This window comes from Streptomyces taklimakanensis, assembly GCF_009709575.1.
Classification (GTDB): Bacteria; Actinomycetota; Actinomycetes; order Streptomycetales; family Streptomycetaceae; genus Streptomyces; species Streptomyces taklimakanensis.
In genome coordinates this window covers 1568551-1586705 of the sequence record NZ_WIXO01000001.1, presented here as the reverse complement: position 1 = coordinate 1586705, position 18155 = coordinate 1568551, and the positions used below count along the sequence as shown (strand labels likewise).

Sequence of the window (18155 nt, the reverse complement as noted above, 5' to 3'; positions counted from 1 at the left end):
GGGCGAGAACGCGCTGCTCGACGCCACCGGTGAACCGTTCCACCCGGACGTGACGGGCGGGCGGACGCCGGAGCGCCGGCTCAGCGGCCGTCGCGGACGAGTGCGGCGAAGCGGAGGGCGACCGTGCGCCAGACCTCGGCCGCGGCGGGCTCGTCGGCCTCCGCGCGACGCACGGTCTCGACCGGGTCGAAACCGTGCCGGGCCAGGCGCTCGGGATCCCACGTCCGCACCCGGGCGGCCGTGGCCTCGGGGTGGAACTGTGTGCCCCACGCCCGGTCGCCGACGGCGAACGCCTGGTACGGACAGTGCTCGCTCTCGGCCAACCACCGTGCTCCGCGCGGGAGTTCGGTGACGGCGTCGACGTGGTGCTCGATCGCCGTGGTACGGCGCGGCAGTCCGCGGAAGAGCGGGTCGTCCTCCGCCTCCGGTCGGAGCGTCAGCGCCGTGCTGCCCATCTCCGGCCGGCCGTGCTCCGCCGCGACCGTGCCGCCCGCGAGCAGCGCCAGCATCTGCCCACCCAGGCAGATGCCGAACACCGGCACGCCGTCGTCCAGCGCCTGGGAGACCAGGGCGCGGGTGGGGGCGAGCCAGGGGGCGCGTTCGTCGTCGTCCGGCAGGTAGCCGCCGCCCAGGACGAGGAGCGCCCGGTGGGAGAGACGTCCGGGCAGCGGCGTGCCGTCGTACGCGCGGATGACGTCCAGGGCGAGCCCACCTTCGGCCAACCACCGGCCGAACCGGCTCGGGCCGCCGTTCGGGGTGTGCTGCACGGCCAGCACGCGCGGCCGCTCCTCTCCCATGCTCCGGCCCTCCCGGTGTCGTTCAGTGCCCGCGCAGCTCGGCCAGGACCGCGTCGGTGAAGGGCGGCCAGGCCTCGATCGCCCAGGGGCCGAAGGCCCGGTCCGCCAACGCCACGCAGGCGGCGCCGGCGTCCGGGTCCACCCACAGGAAGGTGCCCGACTGCCCGAAGTGGCCGAAGGCGCGGGGCGAGGAGGAGGATCCCGTCCAGTGCGGGGACTTGCCGTCGCGGATCTCGAAGCCCAGGCCCCAGTCGTTCGGCTTCTGGTTGCCGTAGCCGGGCAGCACGCCGGACAGGCCGGGGAAGACCACCGAGGTGGCCGAGGCGACGGTCCGCGGGTCCAGCAGGCGCGGGGCCTGCAGTTCGGCGGCGAAGCGGACCAGGTCGGACACGGTGGAGACGGCGTCCTTGGCCGGGGAACCGGACAGCTCGGTGGCGGTCATGCCCAGCGGCTCCAGGACGGCCTGCCGCAGGTACTCGGGGAAGGGGATATCGGTGGCCTTGGCGATGTGGTCGCCGAGGGTCTCGAAACCGGTGTTGGAGTAGATCCGACGGTCGCCCGGCGCGGCCATCACGCGCTGTTCGTCGAAGGCCAGCCCGGAGGTGTGGGCCAGCAGGTGCCGGACGGTCGAACCCTCGGGACCGGCGGGCTCGTCCAGGTCGATCGCGCCCTCCTCGACGGCGACCAGCGCGGCGTACGCCGCCAGCGGCTTGGTCACCGAGGCCAGCGGGAAGCGGTGGTCGACGGGGCCGTGCGTCCCGGCCACCGTGCCGTCGGCGCGGACGACGGCCGCGGCCGCCGTGGTGACCGGCCAGTTCTCGATCGTGCGCAGGCTCTCCATGGGGCACGAGCCTAACGCGGGGCCCACGGCGTCCCCACGGCATCCCCACGGTGCCCGGGAGCACGGTGGTGCCGGGCCGGCGGAACGGCCCCACGGGCTTGCCTGGAGTGCGCTCCAACTCCGTAGCGTTCACCATATGACCGTGGTGGGGACGCAGACGGAGCGGGAACGACCGGGAGACGAGAGCGCGCGGAGCGCGGCGGGGGTGCCACCCCTGGACGCGTGCGCCTCGACGGAGGTGGTCCACCCGCGGCCCGACGGCCAGGACCGGTACACGATCAGCGAGGTCGCCGCCGTCACCGGGCTGAGCGCCCACACGCTGCGCTGGTACGAGCGGATCGGCCTGATGCCGCACATCGACCGCTCGCACACCGGGCAGCGGCGCTTCACCAACCGCGACCTGGACTGGTTGGCGTTCGTCGCCAAGCTGCGTCTGACCGGGATGCCGGTCGCGGACATGGTGCGCTACGCCGAACTGGTGCGGGAGGGCGACCACACCTTCGAGGAGCGGCAGGATCTGCTGCGCGCCACGCGCGAGGACGTGCTGCGCAGGATCGACGAACTGCGCAGCACGCTCGCGGTGCTCGACCTCAAGATCGACTTCTACGCGGACGCCCGCCGGGCGTCGGAGCGGATCCGACCCGACGCGCACGGCGAACACCGGAACCGGAACGCCCGGCCGACGCGCGCCCCGCGTCCGCCGGCCGGGCACGGGTGAGGGCGTTCCGCGTGAGGAGCGCGGAGCGGGGGCCCCGGGGCGGGGGACTCACAGCTCGGCCAGGAGCTCGGCCTTCTTCACGCTGAACTCGTCGTCGGTGAGCAGCCCGGCGTCGTGCAGCTCGCCCAGGTGCCGGATGCGGTCGGCTATGTCGGCGGGAGCGGGCCGGACCGACGTGGACAGGTCCCGGGCGTGGGGAACGGGCGTCGCCACGTCCGCGTCCCGGCACGGGGACGCCCCGGCCGCCCGCACCGCCTCCAGCACCGAGGCCGCCAGCGGCAACGACTCGTGCACCAGGCCGTACCCCAGACCGAAGACGACGGCGGCCGGATCCTGGTCGGGCTCGGGAGGAGGCTCCTGGGACCCGCCGGGGGGACGGTCCCGCTCGCCGTGGCGCACCAACCGCAGATGGCCGCCCACGACCTCGGGCGAGCGCCACTCGACGTCCTCCAGCTCACCGACCGCGAACGTCTGGTCGCCCGCCTTCCACTTCGCCGAGGACGCTCCCGTCCAGAACCAGCGGAACGACACCGTCTCCCCGTCGAAGGAGACCTTGCCGTCGTACGCCTTGAACTGCAGGGGAGCGGCGGGGGCCGCCACCAGGTGGCGTTCGGCGGGCTCGGCGGAGGCCGGACCCAGGACGGAGGCCACCTCGCTGACCCAGGACGCGGCCAGGGGCTCGTACTCGGTGGGGAGGACCAGGCGGTAGGGGTCGCTGGTCTCCCTGAGCTGACCGGCGGCGACGTCCATCAGCGGGTCGGCGCCCGGCCGGGGCTCGGCGCGCAGCACCACCGTGCCCTTCCTGGTGCCGGGGGCCAGCTCGACCGATCTCAGGGCCTCGTAGGGGACGCGCCGCTCGCCGAGCACGTGGAACAGCTTCGGTGTGCGAATCCCCCGTTCGAAACGGACGAGCACGGAGTCGGTGTCGAACTCCCAGGAGGAGTTGATTCCGGCCAGCACGTCACCCATGTGGGTCATCGTATGCGTCGGTGGGCCGGTCGTCCTCCCAAGGAGGGACCACATAGGTCACACCCCGTGCACCCGGTGGTGGGAAGCCGTACCCACGGCTGTCATGTTCGCCGGGGCGGCGGCGCCGGGGGCGAAGCGGCCGACGTGACCCTCCTCGTGTTTCACCGCGTGGAACTCGTCCGAAGCGTGGAACTCGTCCGAACGGGTGAAGGGTGGTGCCGCGGCCGGCTGTCACCCGCTCACCTCCGGACGGGCCGTGTGTCGCCGGCGCTCCCGCGGTACGGCTCCCACTCCTCGGCCAGGGCGGGGCCCAACTGTTCGAGGTAACCCCGGAAGAGCCGGCGGGCGCCCTCGACGGTGACACCCGAGTCGGCCGCCCAGCGCCGTCCGGCGAGCTGTATCACCCCCGAGAAGGCGGCGACCAGTACCCGCGGGCGGGGGTCGTCGTCCGGATCGACCCCGGCGCGACGCGCGATCTCGGCGACGAGCCGGTCCTCCTGCTCCGCGCAGTGCCGCAGGTGGACGGCGACCAGAGCCGGCGTCGTCTCGATGACCTGCCACATCCGCATGTACAGCTCGATCGGCACGACCTCCCGGATGGCGTCGCCGATGCCGTCCCACGCCGTGTCGAGCGCGTTGCCCAGGACCCGCATCGGCGTCTCGCGCTCGGGGCGTTCCGCCACGGCGGTGAGGAACCGCTCCTGGACCATTCGCTGGAGGGTGAGGGCGACCTCCTCCTTGCCGGCGAAGTAGCGGAAGAAGGTCCGTTGGGAGACGTTCACGGACTCGGCGATCTCGTCGACCGTGGTGCGCTCGTACCCCCGCTCCACGAACAGTTCGTGGGCCGTGCGGACCAGCGCGTCCCGAGTGCGTCGCTTCTTGCGTTCGCGCAGGCCGGTCAACCGGTCACCTCCTGCCGGCTCTGTGGTGGCGGACACCTTATCCGTGAGCCGCGCGACAACCGGGCGACACATGAACGACTCCGAATGTGTCAGCCGCTGACACTAAGCTCACGGCCATGACTTCCGAGACCGCTCCCGCCCCTCCCGTCACACCCGGGTCGGAAACGGCGCCCTCCCGCACCGGAGTGCGCGGCCACCCCTGGCTGACGCTCCTCGCCGTCGCGCTCGGCGTGGTGATGGTCGCCCTGGACGGCACCATCGTGGCCATAGCCAACCCCGCGATCCAGAAGGACCTCGGCGCCTCGCTCGCCGACGTCCAGTGGATAACCAACGGCTACCTCCTCGCCCTGGCCGTCGCGCTGATCACCGCGGGCAAGCTCGGCGACCGCTTCGGCCACCGACAGGCGTTCCTGGTGGGCATCGTCGGCTTCGCCGCCACCTCCGCGGCCATCGGTCTGTCCGAGGGCGTCGCCATGGTCATCACCTTCCGGGTGCTCCAGGGACTCTTCGGCGCCCTGCTGATGCCCGCCGCCCTGGGGCTGCTCCGCGCCACCTTCCCGGCCGAGAAGCTCAACATGGCCATCGGCATCTGGGGCGCGGTGATCGGGGCCTCCACCGCGGCCGGCCCCATCGTGGGCGGACTCCTGGTGGAGCACGTGAGCTGGGAGTCGGTCTTCTTCATCAATGTGCCCGTGGGCCTGCTCGCCGTGGTCCTGTGCCTGGCGATCCTGGTGGACCACCGGGCGGAGAACGCCCCGCGATCCTTCGACGTCCCCGGCATCGCCCTGCTGTCCGCCGCGATGTTCTGCCTGGTGTGGGCGATCATCAAGGCACCCGAGTGGGGCTGGGGGGACACCGGGACGTGGACGTTCCTCGGGATCGCCGCGGCCGCCTTCACGGCCTTCGTGCTCTGGGAGGCCAAGGTCCGCGAGCCCCTGCTGCCGCTGGGCATGTTCCGCTCCGTCCCGCTGTCGGCGGGCGCCGTGCTGATGGTGCTGATGGCCTTCGGCTTCATGGGCGGGATCTTCTTCGTCACCTTCTACCTCCAGAACGTCCACGGCATGAGCCCGGTGGAGAGCGGGCTGCACCTGCTGCCGCTGACCGCGATGATGATCGTCTCCTCGCCCCTCGCGGGAGCGCTGATCACCAAGGTCGGTCCGCGCGCCCCACTGGTCGGCGCGATGATCGTCACCGCGGTCGCCATGTTCGGCCTGTCCACCCTGGGACGGGGGACGGGCACCGTCGAGATGTCGCTGTGGTTCGCCGTGCTCGGTCTCGGCCTCGCCCCGGTGATGGTCGGCGCCACCGAGGTCATCGTGGGCAACGCCCCGCTGGAGCACGCCGGGGTCGCCGGCGGCCTCCAGCAGGCGGCCATGCAGGTCGGTGGCAGCCTGGGCACCGCCGTCCTGGGCGCGGTGATGGCCTCCCGCGTCCACGACGTCCTGCCGGGCAAGTGGGCCGACGCCCAGCTGCCCCAACTGCCGCCGGAGCAGGCGGACGCCCTCGGAGAGGCCGCCGAGCTGGGCATCGTCCCGCCGGCCCCGGAGGGGACCCCGGAGCAGGTGGTCGACTCCATGACCGGGGTGGTGCACGACTCCTTCCTCTCCGGGATGAGCCTGGCCTTCACCCTCGCGGGCATCGTGGCCGCCCTGGCCGCGGGCGTCGCGCTGTTCACCAAGGGCGGTCAGCATGACACGGGGCCCTCGGTGCACGTCTGATCCGACGCGGGGCTGTGGACAACCGGCCGGTTGTGGACAACTCCGTTACCCGTCCCGGTGAAACGGCCGGTCTGCCCTTGGCAGGCCGGCCGTCACGCGTCGAAGCTGATCACCGCGCGGTGGCTGCCGACCGGTCGTCGTCCGGCCGCCGCGCGACGATCACGACACGACCGACACGGGGGAGACCCACATGCGCCACGCACACGGCACTCGTCACATCCGCACCGCGGGCGGCCCGGCCCGCTCCCCGGCCCACGGTTCGGCTCACGGTTCGGCTCACGGTCCGGTCCACCACGGGCGCCGGGGGCGAGGGGCGCGCGCCGCCCTGCCGGTGGCCCTGGCCTCGGTGGCGACCGTCCTGCTCGCCGCCCTGACACCCCAGACGGCCGTCGCGGCGGACCGGGGGCCGCGCCTGGGCGAGTGCGCCGCCGGGCAGCTCTGCCTGTGGGAGCGGACGGAGTTCCGCGGCCCGCGCCACACCCACGAGCTGGCCGACACCGACATCGAGAGCTGTGCGCCCCTGCCCCGGGGCACCAGCGCCACCTCGCTCGCCAACCGCACCGGCAGGCCCGTGACGGCCTACCAGAGCGCCGAATGTGCCGAGACGGGCGAGTTCGACACCTACCCGTCGGGCTCCTGGGCGCCGCGGGCCGACTACCAGGTGCGGGCGATCAAGATCTGGGAGAGCTGACGTGCGGCGACGCACCGGTCGCGGAATCGTCGGAGCCGGCGCTCCCGCCCCGCAGCTCCGTGACCTCCTCCCGCAGGGCCCGCACCTCCGCCGTCAGCGCCTCGATCGCGGCGGTCTGCCGCCGCTCCTCGGACGCCTCCTGGTCGAACCGCGCGATGAACCAGGCCGCGATGTTCGCGGTCACCACACCGAGCAGGGCGATGCCCGAGAGCATCAGGCCGATGGCCAACACCCGGCCCAGTCCGGTGGTCGGTGCCAGATCGCCGTAGCCGACCGTGGTCATGGTGGTGAAGGACCACCACACCGCATCGCCCAGCGTCTGGATGTTGCCGTTCGGCGAGTTCCGCTCGACCTCCAGCACGGCCAGCGAGCCGAACATCAGCAGGCCCGCACAGGAACCGGCCACATAGGTGGTCAGCCGCACCTGGAAGGTCATCCGGGCCCGCTGCCCGACCAACAGCAGAGCGGAGACCAGGCGCAGCAGCCGCAGGGGCTGGAGCAGGGGAAGCAGCACGGCCAGGAGCGCGAGCGGTTGCTCGCGTACGAACCTCCACCGTCTGGGAGCCAGCCGGAGCCGGATGGCATAGTCCAGGGCGAAGAACGCCCACACGCTCCACTCGATGTACCGGCAGGCGGTCCGGATCCACGGAGCGACGTCCGTCACCACGATCGGCACGGCATAGGCGACGGCGAAGAGCACCGCCGCCACCAGCAGCGGTCCCTGTGTTCTGCGTTCCCAGCGCTCCTTGGCCGCGCTGTCCCCGGTTTCCGTTTTGCCCGTCATCCCAGCATCGTATGGACCCCTCGGGGAATCAGATACGGCAGCCCGGTCCGACGACCTCGGGAGGCGATGATGACGGGCACACGGTACTTCGAGGGCAAGCGACGTGGCGGTGGGGACCTCACCGGGGACGAGCGTTCGTCGTTCGGTGTCATCGGCGTGGTCTGCGCGGTCGCCGGGTTCTTCGTGATGGGGATCGTGCTCGGGCCCATCGCGATGGTCTGCGGCTGGCTCGCCATGGGACGGAGCTGGTCCGGCAACCGCCCGACGCTCGCCGTGGTGGCCCTCGTCCTGGGGGCGGTGGACACCGTCCTGGGGCTGATATGGCTGCTGACCACCGCCGGTCCGTGGGGCCTGGTGATGTGACCGCGCGGAACGTCGAACAGGTCTCGGCCCCGGCCGAAGCAGCCGGGGTCGAGACCTGTCGGAGGGCGGGTGAGGAGCCCCGTGGGCTCCTCACCCCCCGTGGTTCCCGCCGAGGCCCGTCAGGCGTCGCCGCCCTCCGGGCCGGGGTCGGCCGCGGCCACATCGAGCAGTCGGTACCGGTCGATGGCCTGCTTGAGGACCGAGCGGTCCACCTTCCCCTCCCCGGCCAGCTCGGTGAGCACGCCCAGGACGATCGACTCGGCGTCGATGTGGAAGAAGCGGCGGGCGGCACCGCGGGTGTCCGCGAAGCCGAAGCCGTCGGCACCCAGCGACTGGTACCGGTTCGGGACCCAGCGTGCGATCTGGTCCGGCACGGAACGCATCCAGTCCGAGACGGCCAGCACCGGGCCCTCGGTGTCCCGCAGCTTCCGGGTCACGTACGGCACTCGCTGCTCCTCCTCCGGGTTGAGCAGGTTGTGCTCCTCCACCGCCACGGCTTCCCGACGCAGCTCGTTCCAGGAGGTGGCCGACCACACGTCCGCCCGGACGTTCCAGTCCTCGGCGAGGATCCGCTGGGCCTCCACGGCCCACGGCACCGCCACGCCGGAGGCGAGGATCTGCGCCGGGATCGACCCGGCCTCGCCCTGCCGGTAGCGGTACAGACCCTTGAGGATGCCCTCGCGGTCCACGCCCTCGGGCTCGGCGGGCTGCGCGATCGGCTCGTTGTAGACGGTCATGTAGTAGAAGACGTCCTCGGCGTTCTCGCCGTACATCCTCCGCAGCCCGTCCTGCACGATGTGGGCGATCTCGAAGCCGAAGGCCGGGTCGTAGGCGACGCAGGCCGGGTTGGTCGACGCCAGCAGCTGGGAGTGACCGTCGGCGTGCTGGAGACCCTCACCCGTCAGGGTGGTGCGGCCGGCGGTGGCACCGAGCACGAAGCCCCGCGCCAACTGGTCGGCCATCTGCCAGAACTGGTCGCCGGTCCGCTGGAAGCCGAACATCGAGTAGAACACGTAGACCGGGATCAGCGGCTCGCCGTGGGTGGCGTAGGCCGAACCGGCGGCGATCAGCGAGGCCGTGCAGCCCGCCTCGGAGATGCCGTCGTGCAGCATCTGGCCGTTCGGGGACTCCTTGTAGGCCAGCAGCAGCTCGCGGTCCACCGACTCGTAGGTCTGGCCCAGCGGGTTGTAGATCTTGGCCGACGGGAAGAACGAGTCCATGCCGAAGGTGCGGTACTCGTCGGGGGCGATCAGCACGAAGCGCTTGCCGATCTCCTTGTCCCGCATCAGGTCCTTCAGCAGTCGGACGAACGCCATCGTGGTGGCGACCTGCTGCTGTCCGGAGCCCTTCTTCACCGTGGCGTAGGTCTTGTCGCCCGGCAGCACCAGCGGCTTGGAGCGGTCCACGCGCGTGGGTACGTAGCCGCCCAGCTCGCGCCGCCGGTCGTGCATGTACTGGATCTCCTCGGAGTCCCGCCCCGGGTGGTAGTACGGGGGCAGGCCGGACTCCAGCTCCTTGTCGGGGATCGGCAGGTGCAGCCGGTCACGGAAGCGCTTGAGGTCCTCGACCGTCAGCTTCTTCATCTGGTGGGTGGCGTTGCGGCCCTCGAAGTTCGGGCCGAGCGTCCAGCCCTTGACCGTCTGCGCCAGGATCACCGTCGGCTGACCCTTGTGCTCCCGGGCCGCCTTGTAGGCCGCGTACACCTTGCGGTGGTCGTGACCGCCGCGCCCCAGGTGCAGGATCTGCTCGTCGGTCATGTTCTCGACCATCTTCCGCAGCCGGTGGTCGCCGCCGAAGAAGTGCTCGCGGATGTACGCGCCGGTCTCGGTGGCGTACGTCTGGAACTGGCCGTCGGGAGTGGTGTTCAGCTTGTTGACCAGCACGCCGTCGCGGTCCTGCGCGAGCAGCGGGTCCCAGGAGCGGTCCCAGATGAGCTTGATCACGTTCCAGCCGGCGCCGCGGAAGTACGACTCCAGCTCCTGAATGATCTTGCCGTTGCCGCGCACCGGACCGTCGAGCCGCTGGAGGTTGCAGTTGACCACGAAGGTCAGGTTGTCCAGCCCCTCGCGGGCCGCCAGGGAGAGCTGGCCCAGCGACTCCGGCTCGTCCATCTCGCCGTCGCCGAGGAAGGCCCACACGTGGCAGTTGGAGGTGTCCGCGATCCCGCGCGCCTGCATGTAGCGGTTCATCCGCGCCTGGTAGATCGCGCCGATCGGGCCGAGGCCCATGGAGACCGTCGGGAACTCCCAGAAGTCGGGCATCGACCGCGGGTGCGGGTAGCTGGACAGACCGTCGGGGTACTTCGACTTCTCCTGGCGGAAGCCGTCGAGCTGGGTCTCGGTGAGCCGGTCCAGCAGGAAGGCGCGGGCGTAGATGCCGGGGGAGGCGTGTCCCTGGAAGAAGACCTGGTCCCCGCCGTCACCGCGGTCCTTGCCGCGGAAGAAGTGGTTGAAACCCACGTCGTACAGCGAGGCGGAGGAGGCGAAGGTGGCGATGTGGCCGCCCACTCCGATGCCCGGCCGCTGGGCGCGGGAGACCATCACGGCCGCGTTCCAGCGGGTCGCGTTCAGGATCTTGCGTTCGATCTCCTCGTTCCCGGGGAAGAACGGCTCGTCCTTGGTCGCGATGGTGTTGACGTAGTCCGTGCTGCGCATCTCCGGCACGGCCACACGCTTCTCGCGGGCACGCTCGATGAGGCGGAGCATCAGGTAGCGGGCACGTTCCCGGCCTCGCTCGTCGACGGCCGCGTCGAGCGAGTCGAGCCATTCCCGGGTCTCCTCGGGATCGAAGTCCGGGACCTGGCTGGGAAGGCCACCAATGATGATCGGGTTGCGATCGGATCCGGAAGCCACGCTGTTCCTTCGCTTGTTCGGTCTTGCTCTGCAGGGATGTCGCGCCGTCTCCCATCGTGTACCGCTGGGGCGGATACGTCATCTCTACCGAGCGGTAACCCCACTCGGTGAGACGCCCGGGTGCCCGGGCCGGTGCGGCCGGGGCGTGAGGCGGCCGAACGGCAACCCTACGCCCCCGCCGCCGGTGGTCCACGCACGGCCGTTCGACTCCTCCCCTATTCGTCATTCAATGGGGCAAAATAGGCGTACGGCCGTCCGGCGCGTCATGCTGGTTCAGGTGGTGCGCGGCGACACGTCAACGTTTGGGCGGCCCCGACGGCCGGGTACTTGCGCGATCGGTCCGGCCCGTGTGGACTACGCCCCATGCCCCGCGCGTCCGCGCGGGAGCACCCACTACTTTTCGAAAGATGACAGGAGGCAATCCGTGAGCGCGACCGCGGACCACGCGGAGGAGCGGACCAACCCTGCCGCGAGGCTGGGTTTCCAGCCCGGGCAGGTGGTCCAGGAGCTCGGTTACGACGACGACGCCGAGCAGGCACTCCGTGAGGGAATCGAGGCCATCACGGGCCAGGAGCTCGTCGGCGAAGACTACGACGACATGGCCGACGCCGTGGTCCTGTGGTTCCGCGAGGACGACGGCGACCTGACGGACGCGCTGGTGGACGCCATCACGTTGATCGAGGACGGAGCCCCGGTCTGGCTGATGACGCCGAAGACCGGCCGTGACGGGTACGTCGAGCCGAGCGAGATCGGCGAGGCCGCCCAGACCGCCGGCCTGGCCCAGACCAGCACCGTCAACGCCGGCAAGGACTGGACCGGCAGCCGCCTGGTCACCCCGAAGACCGCCCGTACCGGCAAGCGCTGAACCGCGGGCACCGTGCCCGGAACCGGACCGCCGACCGAACCGGTCGGCCCACGGTCCGGTCGGCCCGCCCCGCGGGCCCGGGACGGCGCCCCAGACCCCGAGCCCCCGCGCGGACACACCGCGCGGGGGCTCGCTGCGTAGGGTGGGGCCGTCACCTACCGAAGGGAAGCCCCATGGCGATCGAGGCCGGTACCGAAGCCCCGGATTTCGAGCTGAGGAACCAGCACGGCGAGACCGTCCGGCTCGCCGACTTCCGCGGACGCAAGAACGTCGTCCTGCTCTTCTACCCCTTCGCCTTCACCGGTGTGTGCACCGGTGAGCTGTGCGCCCTGCGCGACGAGCTGCCCCGCTTCGTCAACGACGACGTCCAGCTCCTGGCCGTCTCCTGTGACTCGCCGTTCACGCTGCGCGTCTTCGCCGAACAGGAGGGGTTGGACTACCCGCTGCTGTCGGACTTCTGGCCGCACGGGGCCGCCGCGCGCGCGTACGGCGTCCTGGACGAGGAGAAGGGCTGTGCCCTGCGCGGCACCTTCGTCATCGACAAGGAGGGCGTGGTGCGCTGGAGCGTCGTCAACGCGCTGCCCGACGCGCGGGACCTGAACGAGTACGCCAAGGCGCTGGAGAACCTGTAGGCGCACGGGTACGAGCCCCTACGGGGGGAGGGAACCGATCACTAGGATCGGCTCGTTGTCCACAGCACACGCATTTGGGGGCACACCGTGCTCTCATGGAACCACCGGGAGGACTCGTGGGAGTCAGCCTCAGCAAGGGCGGCAACGTCTCGCTGACCAAGGAAGCCCCCAACCTGACCGCCGTCATGGTCGGTCTGGGCTGGGACGCCCGCACCACCACGGGCGCGGAATTCGACCTGGACGCCAGCGCGCTGCTGACCAACACCGAGGGGAAGGTCGCCGACGACCGGAACTTCGTCTTCTTCAACAACCTCACCAGCCCCGACGGCTCCGTGGAGCACACCGGCGACAACCTCACCGGTGAGGGCGACGGCGACGACGAGGTCATCAAGGTGAACCTCGCCGGGGTGCCGGCGGACGTCGCCAAGATCGTGTTCCCGGTGTCGATCTACGAGGCCGAGGCCCGTCAGCAGAGCTTCGGCCAGGTCCGCAACGCCTACATCCGGGTGGTGAACCAGGCCGACGGCCGGGAGCTGGCCCGCTACGACCTCACCGAGGACGCCTCCACCGAGACGGCGATGGTCTTCGGCGAGCTCTACCGCCACGGTTCCGAGTGGAAGTTCCGGGCCATCGGCCAGGGCTACGCCTCGGGCCTGCGCGGCATCGCGCAGGACTTCGGCGTCAACGTCTGAGGCCACCGGGGCGCACCGCACCGTCGTCGCCTGCCGTCGGTCGGTCGCACCCGAGCTCGACGGAGTCCGGCGCCGCAGACTTCCGTGTTCGGGGGGTGTGCGGCGCCGGACGGGCTTGACGACACCGACCGCACCGCCGCACCGGGAGAGGAAGGGAACATGGGCGTCACGCTCGCCAAGGGGGGAAACGTTTCCCTCTCGAAGGCCGCACCGGATCTGATCCGGGTCCAGGTCGGTCTGGGATGGAAGGCCCGTTCCACCACGGGCGCGGGATTCGACCTGGACGCCAGCGCGCTGCTGTGCGCGGGCGGCCGGGTGCTCGGTGACGAGTACTTCGTCTTCTACAACAACCTCACCAGCCCCGACGGCTCGGTCGAGCACACCGGCGACGAACTGGTCGGCGGCACGGGCGGCGACGACGAGACGATCACGGTGGACCTCTCCCGGGTGCCCCCGCGGGTCGACAGGGTCGTCTTCGCGGTGTCGATCCACGACGCCGACGCCCGCCGGCAGAGCTTCGGCCAGGTCACCGACGCCTACATCCGGGTGGTGAACCAGGCCGACGGCGTCGAGCTGGCCCGCTACGACCTCACCGAGGACGCCTCCTCGGAGACGGCCATGATCTTCGGCGAGCTCTACAGGCGCGGCGCCGAATGGAAGTTCCGCGCGGTGGGGCAGGGGTACGCGTCAGGGCTGAGGGGCATCGCCCTAGACTTCGGGGTCAACGTTTCGTAAAGCGGACCGCGAACAGCGGCCCCGTCGCCCACGACGTGGGGGGATTCCCACGACAGAGAAGATTGGGTAGTCAGTGGTTCTAAGGACATTCGGCTGGTCCTTCGGCGTCACCGCCGCCGGACTCGTCACCGCCTTCTTGTTCGGAGGGTGGGAGGCGTTCGCCCTGGTGGGGATCCTCTCCATCCTGGAGATCTCGCTGTCCTTCGACAACGCCGTCGTCAACGCCGGTGTGTTGAAGAAGATGAACGAGTTCTGGCAGAAGATCTTCCTCACCATCGGCATCCTCATCGCCGTGTTCGGCATGCGCCTGGTGTTCCCCATCGTGATCGTCTCCGTCTCGGCCCAGTTGGGGCCGATCGAGGCGGTCGATCTGGCCCTGAACGACCAGGAACGGTACGAGCAGCTGGTCACTGACGCACACCCGTCGATCGCGGCCTTCGGCGGCATGTTCCTGTTGATGATCTTCCTCAACTTCCTCTTCGACAAGGACCGCGACATCCACTGGCTCAAGCCGATCGAGCGCCCGCTGTCCCGCTTCGGGCAGGTCGAGGGCCTCGCGGTGGTCGTCGCCCTGATCGCCCTGCTGATCTCGGGCAGCGTCCTGGGCACCCACGCCGTGCTCTACGAGGGCCACGCCGACGAATCCGCGACGGTCTACCTCGCGGGCATCGCCGGTCTTCTCACCTACCTGATCGTCAACGGTCTCTCCAGCCACTTCGAGAACAAGATCGAAGAGGACGAGGAGCAGCTGGAGGAGGCCGAGGAGGCCGCCCGGCGCGCCGGCAAGGAACCCTCGGTCGTCCTGCTGGCGGGCAAGGCCGCGTTCTTCATGTTCCTCTACCTGGAGGTCCTGGACGCGTCCTTCTCCTTCGACGGTGTCATCGGCGCCTTCGCGATCACCAACGACCCGGTCATCATCGCCCTGGGCCTGGGCATCGGCGCGATGTACGTCCGGTCCCTGACGGTCTACCTGGTCCGGCAGGGCACGCTGGACGAGTACCGCTACCTGGAGCACGGTGCCCACTACGCCATCGGTGCCCTGGGCGTCCTGCTGCTGATCACCATCCGGTGGCACGTCAACGAGGTCGTCACCGGCCTCATCGGTGTCGCCCTGATCGGATCCGCCTTCTGGACCTCGGTGCGGCACAACCGCCTCGACGCCGCGAAGGGCGGCGGCGAGGGCGGTGCCTCGAAGGAGAAGCCGGAAGTCCCCTCCGGGGTGTGACGGTTCCACGATTGCGGAACGCTCTGTGCGGGGCGGCCACGAGGCGGAGCCTCGTGGCCGCCCCGTCGCATCACGTACGGCAGGGATCGTGGGCGACGGAGACGGACGTCCGCTCGGAAGGTGGGGTGGGAAGGCATGGTCTCCCTCTGGGAGAACTGGCGCGGCGGCATGCGCAGGGGCCCGAGGTTCGACACCATCGGCGGCCCGGGGACGTACGCGATGGAGCTGTCCAAGCGGCACCCGACGGTCTCGCTCACCCGACAGGGCGCCGACAGCGGCCATCTGCAGATCAACCTCTCCTGGCGGATGCGCTCCTCCGACTTCGACGGGCGACCGCGACGCGACAGCCTGTTCCGCAACCCGCTCCGGGCGTTCAAGCCGGAGCCGGTGCAGGGGCACACCCAGAGCATGGTGACGGTCGACCTCGACCTGGCCTGCCTGTACGAACTGAAGGACGGCTCCAAGGGCGTCGTGCAGTCCCTGGGCGGCCTGCTGGGGGAGATCAACGCGCCGCCGTACGTCAAGCTCAGCGGTGACGACCGCTTCGGCGGCTCCTCGGGCGAGACCATCTACGTCAACCTCGACCACAAGGACGAGATCCAACGGCTGCTGGTCTTCGTCTACATCTACGACGGCACCCCCGCGTTCGACCGTACGCAGGGGGTGGTCACGCTCATCCCCGGCAACGGCCCCCGCATCGAGATCGGGCTCGACGAACGGGCCCCCGAGGCGCGCTCGTGCGCGGTGGTGCTGATCGAGCACGACACCAAGGGGCATCTGGTGGTGCGCCGCGAGGTCCGCTACGTCTACGGCTTCCAGTCCGAACTGGACCGACTCTACGGCTGGGGCCTGCAGTGGGGACGCGGCTACAAGAAGAAGACCTCCCGGGCCTGACGGACGCCGGCCGGCGCCCCACCCGGGCCGGGGCGGACCGCGCACGGTCCCTCTCCCGGGCGGGGCGCCGGCCGGTCAGCGCCCCAGGAACTGCGGCCCCTGCGGGGGCAGCGTGAAGGCCGGATCGGGCTGCGCGGGCGGAGCCGCCGGAGGCCGCACCGGCGGGGGCGGCGGCACCGTGCCGTGCGGATACCCGTACGCGGGCCGGGGCGGCGTGTGCGCCGGCGGCTGCGGGTAGCCGCCCGCCGGAGGCTCCCCCGGAGGCACGGGGGGCGCCGGAGGGAAGGCCGGAGGGCCCGCGGCGGGCTGCGCGGGCACCGGTGCCGTCGGGTGGGAGGCCGGGACCGGAGCCGAGGCGGCGGCCGGTTCGGGGCTCGGCTGTGGCTCGGGCTCCGGCAGCGGCTCGGGACCGGGGGTGGGCCCGGGGACGGGACGCGGCGGCGGAGGCGTCGGGCCGGGCGGCGGCTCGGGGTGCGGCTCGGGCTCCGGCCGGGGCTCGGGCGCCGGGTCCGGGTCGGGGAAGTCCGGCTCGGGAGGCGGCTGCGGAATCGTCTGGGCGGGGCCGCCCTCCGTGTCCGGGGCGTCCTCGACCGTGACTCCGAAGTCCGTGGCCAGCCCCGTCAGCCCGGTGTCGTACCCCTGGCCCAACGCCCGGAACTTCCAGCCGTCCCCGCGCCGGTACAGCTCGCCGCAGATCAGCGCGGTCTCCGAGCCCGTCTCGGGGTGGATCTCGAAGTGGGCGACCGTCTCCCCGCTCCCGGCGTCCACCACCAGCAGCACCAGGTCGCGCACGTCCGCGAAGGTGCCGCCGTCCGCCGAGGCCGACAGCATCACCCGCTCCACGGACGGGTCGAGTCCGGCGAGGTCCACCTCGACCGTGTCGGTCAGGCCCTCGGGCTCGTTCCGCTTGGGGAGGTACCGGACCAGTCCCGAGGGGTGTCGCGGTTGGTTGTAGAAGACGAAGTCCTCGTCGGAGCGCACGCGCCCGTCCGTGCCCAGCAGCAGCGCGGAGGCGTCGACGTAGTGCACGTCCGTGCCCGGTGTCCAGCGCAGTACGGCGCGCACGGCCGCCGCCTGGAGCTGGATGTTCGACCCCTTCAGCATTGCGTGCGTCATACGGCCATCCTGCCTGCCCCGGCGCGTCGGTACAACGCGGGAGCCGTGACCCCCGAGGTTTACCCGTACATCATGCTTTGTTCGTGCGTGGGGTAACTTTCGAGCCGCGCATCTGCGTACTGTGCAGGAGGCGATTGGCCGGTTCGCGTTCATGAAAGCCATGAAACCGGTCAGGAAACGGGGGTCCCATGCAGCATTTCGGACACCTTCGGCCCGAGGTCCGACGCGAGCTGTTCCACCGGGAGCCGGTCGAGTTCACGTCACACTCGCCGGCCCGACTGCTCTCGGTGGCCCTCGGCGCCACCCTCTACAGCCCCGCGACCCGTCCCCGGCTCGCCGACGACGTACTCAAACAGAGGCGGCGCGGAGTGGTCTCCATGGTCCTCTGCCTGGAGGACTCCATCGGCGACGCCGACGTGGCCCGGGCCGAGGAGAACCTGGTCGCGCAGCTCACCGTGCTGGCCGACGACACCGGCACGGGCGTCGACGAACCGCCGCTGCTGTTCGTCCGGGTCCGCGAACCCTCCCAGATCACCGGCCTCGCCCGCCGGCTGGGCCCCGCCGCGCGCCTGCTGTCCGGATTCGTGCTGCCCAAGTTCACCGAGGAGCGCGGCATCCCCTTCCTGGAGGCGCTGGAAGACGCCGAGGCCGCCTGCGGAAGACGGCTTTTCGCCATGCCCGTCCTGGAGTCCCCCGAACTGCTGCACCTGGAAACGCGCGTGGAGACCCTGACGGGCATCGCCCGCACCGTCGACAAGTACCGCGAGCGGGTCCTGGCACTCCGCCTCGGCGTCACCGACTTCTGCTCCGCCTACGGGCTGCGCCGCAGCCCCGAGATGACCGCCTACGACGTGCAGATCGTCGCCTCCGTCATCGCCGACGTCGTCAACGTGCTCGGCCGTGCCGACGGGACGGGGTTCACCGTCACCGGACCGGTGTGGGAGTACTTCCGGCTCCAGGAACGGATGTTCAAGCCGCAACTGCGCCGCAGCCCGTTCACCGGCCGCGCCGAGGAACTGCGCACCGAACTGATCGCACACGACATGGACGGCCTGCTGCGCGAGATCGAACTGGACCGTGCCAACGGCCTGACGGGCAAGACCTGCATACACCCCTCCCACGTGGCCCCCGTGCACGCCCTGTCGGTGGTCAGCCACGAGGAGTTCAGCGACGCCACGGACATCCTGAGGCCCGAACGCGACGGAGGCGGCGTGGTGCGGTCCGCGTACACCAACAAGATGAACGAGGTGAAGCCGCACCGCGCCTGGGCCGAACGTACCCTGCTGCGGGCCGATGCCTTCGGCGTCGCCCGCGAGGGCGTGGGGTTCGTCGAGTTGCTGGCGGCGGGAACGGCCTCGTGA

The 18155-nt window shown here is 71.0% G+C and carries 18 protein-coding genes; 11 read left to right on the top strand and 7 right to left on the bottom strand.

Annotated features, from left to right (window positions below; translation table 11 throughout):
• Positions 1-80 precede the first annotated feature (80 nt).
• Entirely contained in the window at positions 81-797 is a 717-nt protein-coding gene (locus F0L17_RS07045) for a type 1 glutamine amidotransferase (RefSeq protein ID WP_155070393.1), read from the bottom strand.
• Between the two features lie 22 nt (positions 798-819).
• Positions 820-1638 (bottom strand): serine hydrolase domain-containing protein, encoded by an 819-nt coding sequence (locus F0L17_RS07040; protein WP_155070392.1) that lies wholly within the window; start codon positions 1636-1638, stop codon positions 820-822.
• Positions 1639-1774: 136 nt separating this feature from the next.
• Between F0L17_RS07040 and F0L17_RS07035 the strand changes: the two genes are divergently transcribed.
• A complete protein-coding gene (locus F0L17_RS07035; protein ID WP_155070391.1) occupies positions 1775-2356 on the top strand; it encodes a MerR family transcriptional regulator in 582 nt (193 codons plus the stop codon).
• A gap of 48 nt (positions 2357-2404) precedes the next feature.
• Here the strand turns inward: F0L17_RS07035 and F0L17_RS07030 are convergent, their stop codons facing one another.
• Positions 2405-3325: a DUF4429 domain-containing protein gene (locus F0L17_RS07030; RefSeq protein ID WP_155070390.1), complete on the bottom strand. Its 921-nt coding sequence runs from the start codon at positions 3323-3325 to the stop codon at positions 2405-2407.
• A 239-nt stretch (positions 3326-3564) separates the two neighbouring features.
• Positions 3565-4263: a TetR/AcrR family transcriptional regulator gene (locus F0L17_RS07025; protein ID WP_420802391.1), complete on the bottom strand. Its 699-nt coding sequence runs from the start codon at positions 4261-4263 to the stop codon at positions 3565-3567.
• 80 nt (positions 4264-4343) lie between these two features.
• On the opposite strand from F0L17_RS07025, the gene F0L17_RS07020 reads away from it, so the two are divergent.
• Both F0L17_RS07020 and F0L17_RS28280 read left to right on the top strand, forming a co-directional pair.
• On the top strand, positions 4344-5945 hold the full coding sequence (locus F0L17_RS07020; protein WP_155070388.1) for an MFS transporter: 1602 nt from the start codon (positions 4344-4346) through the stop codon (positions 5943-5945).
• Between the two features lie 190 nt (positions 5946-6135).
• Positions 6136-6636 carry a peptidase inhibitor family I36 protein gene (locus F0L17_RS28280; RefSeq protein WP_155070387.1) on the top strand — a complete coding sequence of 167 codons (501 nt, stop codon included), beginning with the start codon at positions 6136-6138 and terminating at the stop codon, positions 6634-6636.
• Here F0L17_RS28280 and F0L17_RS07010 read toward each other — a convergent pair.
• Entirely contained in the window at positions 6617-7420 is an 804-nt protein-coding gene (locus tag F0L17_RS07010; protein WP_155070386.1) for a potassium channel family protein, read from the bottom strand. The genes F0L17_RS28280 and F0L17_RS07010 overlap by 20 nt on opposite strands.
• A 69-nt stretch (positions 7421-7489) precedes the next feature.
• Between F0L17_RS07010 and F0L17_RS07005 the strand changes: the two genes are divergently transcribed.
• Positions 7490-7783, top strand: coding sequence for a small hydrophobic protein (locus F0L17_RS07005; RefSeq protein WP_238419280.1), 294 nt, complete (start codon positions 7490-7492; stop codon positions 7781-7783).
• Between the two features lie 119 nt (positions 7784-7902).
• Here F0L17_RS07005 and aceE read toward each other — a convergent pair whose 3' ends face one another.
• The gene (gene aceE, locus F0L17_RS07000; protein WP_162465908.1) at positions 7903-10635 is read right to left on the bottom strand and encodes a pyruvate dehydrogenase (acetyl-transferring), homodimeric type; all 2733 of its coding nucleotides are present in this window, start codon (positions 10633-10635) and stop codon (positions 7903-7905) included.
• A gap of 424 nt (positions 10636-11059) precedes the next feature.
• Between aceE and F0L17_RS06995 the strand changes: the two genes are divergently transcribed.
• The 6 genes from F0L17_RS06995 (at position 11060) to F0L17_RS06970 (ending at position 15678) form a co-directional block, all read left to right on the top strand.
• Positions 11060-11500 (top strand): DUF3052 family protein, encoded by a 441-nt coding sequence (locus F0L17_RS06995; RefSeq protein WP_162465907.1) that lies wholly within the window; start codon positions 11060-11062, stop codon positions 11498-11500.
• A 173-nt stretch (positions 11501-11673) separates the two neighbouring features.
• Positions 11674-12132, top strand: a complete 459-nt coding sequence (locus F0L17_RS06990; protein ID WP_155070384.1) for a peroxiredoxin — start codon at positions 11674-11676, stop codon at positions 12130-12132.
• A gap of 116 nt (positions 12133-12248) precedes the next feature.
• Positions 12249-12824 carry a TerD family protein gene (locus F0L17_RS06985; protein ID WP_162466758.1) on the top strand — a complete coding sequence of 192 codons (576 nt, stop codon included), beginning with the start codon at positions 12249-12251 and terminating at the stop codon, positions 12822-12824.
• 159 nt (positions 12825-12983) lie between these two features.
• The gene (locus tag F0L17_RS06980; RefSeq protein WP_155070382.1) at positions 12984-13559 is read left to right on the top strand and encodes a TerD family protein; all 576 of its coding nucleotides are present in this window, start codon (positions 12984-12986) and stop codon (positions 13557-13559) included.
• 73 nt (positions 13560-13632) lie between these two features.
• The gene (locus tag F0L17_RS06975; protein ID WP_162465906.1) at positions 13633-14784 is read left to right on the top strand and encodes a DUF475 domain-containing protein; all 1152 of its coding nucleotides are present in this window, start codon (positions 13633-13635) and stop codon (positions 14782-14784) included.
• A gap of 135 nt (positions 14785-14919) precedes the next feature.
• Positions 14920-15678, top strand: a complete 759-nt coding sequence (locus tag F0L17_RS06970) for a Tellurium resistance (RefSeq protein ID WP_155070381.1) — start codon at positions 14920-14922, stop codon at positions 15676-15678.
• A gap of 75 nt (positions 15679-15753) precedes the next feature.
• Here the strand turns inward: F0L17_RS06970 and F0L17_RS06965 are convergent, their stop codons facing one another.
• Positions 15754-16794, bottom strand: a complete 1041-nt coding sequence (locus F0L17_RS06965) for a TerD family protein (protein WP_155070380.1) — start codon at positions 16792-16794, stop codon at positions 15754-15756.
• A 188-nt stretch (positions 16795-16982) separates the two neighbouring features.
• On the opposite strand from F0L17_RS06965, the gene F0L17_RS06960 reads away from it, so the two are divergent.
• Positions 16983-18155, top strand: a complete 1173-nt coding sequence (locus F0L17_RS06960) for an HpcH/HpaI aldolase/citrate lyase family protein (RefSeq protein WP_155070379.1) — start codon at positions 16983-16985, stop codon at positions 18153-18155.

What these genes read in the sequence shown, in the direction of transcription:
- F0L17_RS07045 (WP_155070393.1), bottom strand. Translation starts at nt 797, where the DNA reads ATGGGAGAGGAGCGGCCGCGCGTGCTGGCCGTGCAGCACACCCCGAAC.
- F0L17_RS07040 (WP_155070392.1), bottom strand. Translation starts at nt 1,638, where the DNA reads ATGGAGAGCCTGCGCACGATCGAGAACTGGCCGGTCACCACGGCGGCC.
- F0L17_RS07035 (WP_155070391.1), top strand. Translation starts at nt 1,775, where the DNA reads ATGACCGTGGTGGGGACGCAGACGGAGCGGGAACGACCGGGAGACGAG.
- F0L17_RS07030 (WP_155070390.1), bottom strand. Translation starts at nt 3,325, where the DNA reads ATGGGTGACGTGCTGGCCGGAATCAACTCCTCCTGGGAGTTCGACACC.
- F0L17_RS07020 (WP_155070388.1), top strand. Translation starts at nt 4,344, where the DNA reads ATGACTTCCGAGACCGCTCCCGCCCCTCCCGTCACACCCGGGTCGGAA.
- F0L17_RS28280 (WP_155070387.1), top strand. Translation starts at nt 6,136, where the DNA reads ATGCGCCACGCACACGGCACTCGTCACATCCGCACCGCGGGCGGCCCG.
- F0L17_RS07010 (WP_155070386.1), bottom strand. Translation starts at nt 7,420, where the DNA reads ATGACGGGCAAAACGGAAACCGGGGACAGCGCGGCCAAGGAGCGCTGG.
- F0L17_RS07005 (WP_238419280.1), top strand. Translation starts at nt 7,490, where the DNA reads ATGACGGGCACACGGTACTTCGAGGGCAAGCGACGTGGCGGTGGGGAC.
- F0L17_RS06990 (WP_155070384.1), top strand. Translation starts at nt 11,674, where the DNA reads ATGGCGATCGAGGCCGGTACCGAAGCCCCGGATTTCGAGCTGAGGAAC.
- F0L17_RS06980 (WP_155070382.1), top strand. Translation starts at nt 12,984, where the DNA reads ATGGGCGTCACGCTCGCCAAGGGGGGAAACGTTTCCCTCTCGAAGGCC.
- F0L17_RS06970 (WP_155070381.1), top strand. Translation starts at nt 14,920, where the DNA reads ATGGTCTCCCTCTGGGAGAACTGGCGCGGCGGCATGCGCAGGGGCCCG.
- F0L17_RS06965 (WP_155070380.1), bottom strand. Translation starts at nt 16,794, where the DNA reads ATGACGCACGCAATGCTGAAGGGGTCGAACATCCAGCTCCAGGCGGCG.
- F0L17_RS06960 (WP_155070379.1), top strand. Translation starts at nt 16,983, where the DNA reads ATGCAGCATTTCGGACACCTTCGGCCCGAGGTCCGACGCGAGCTGTTC.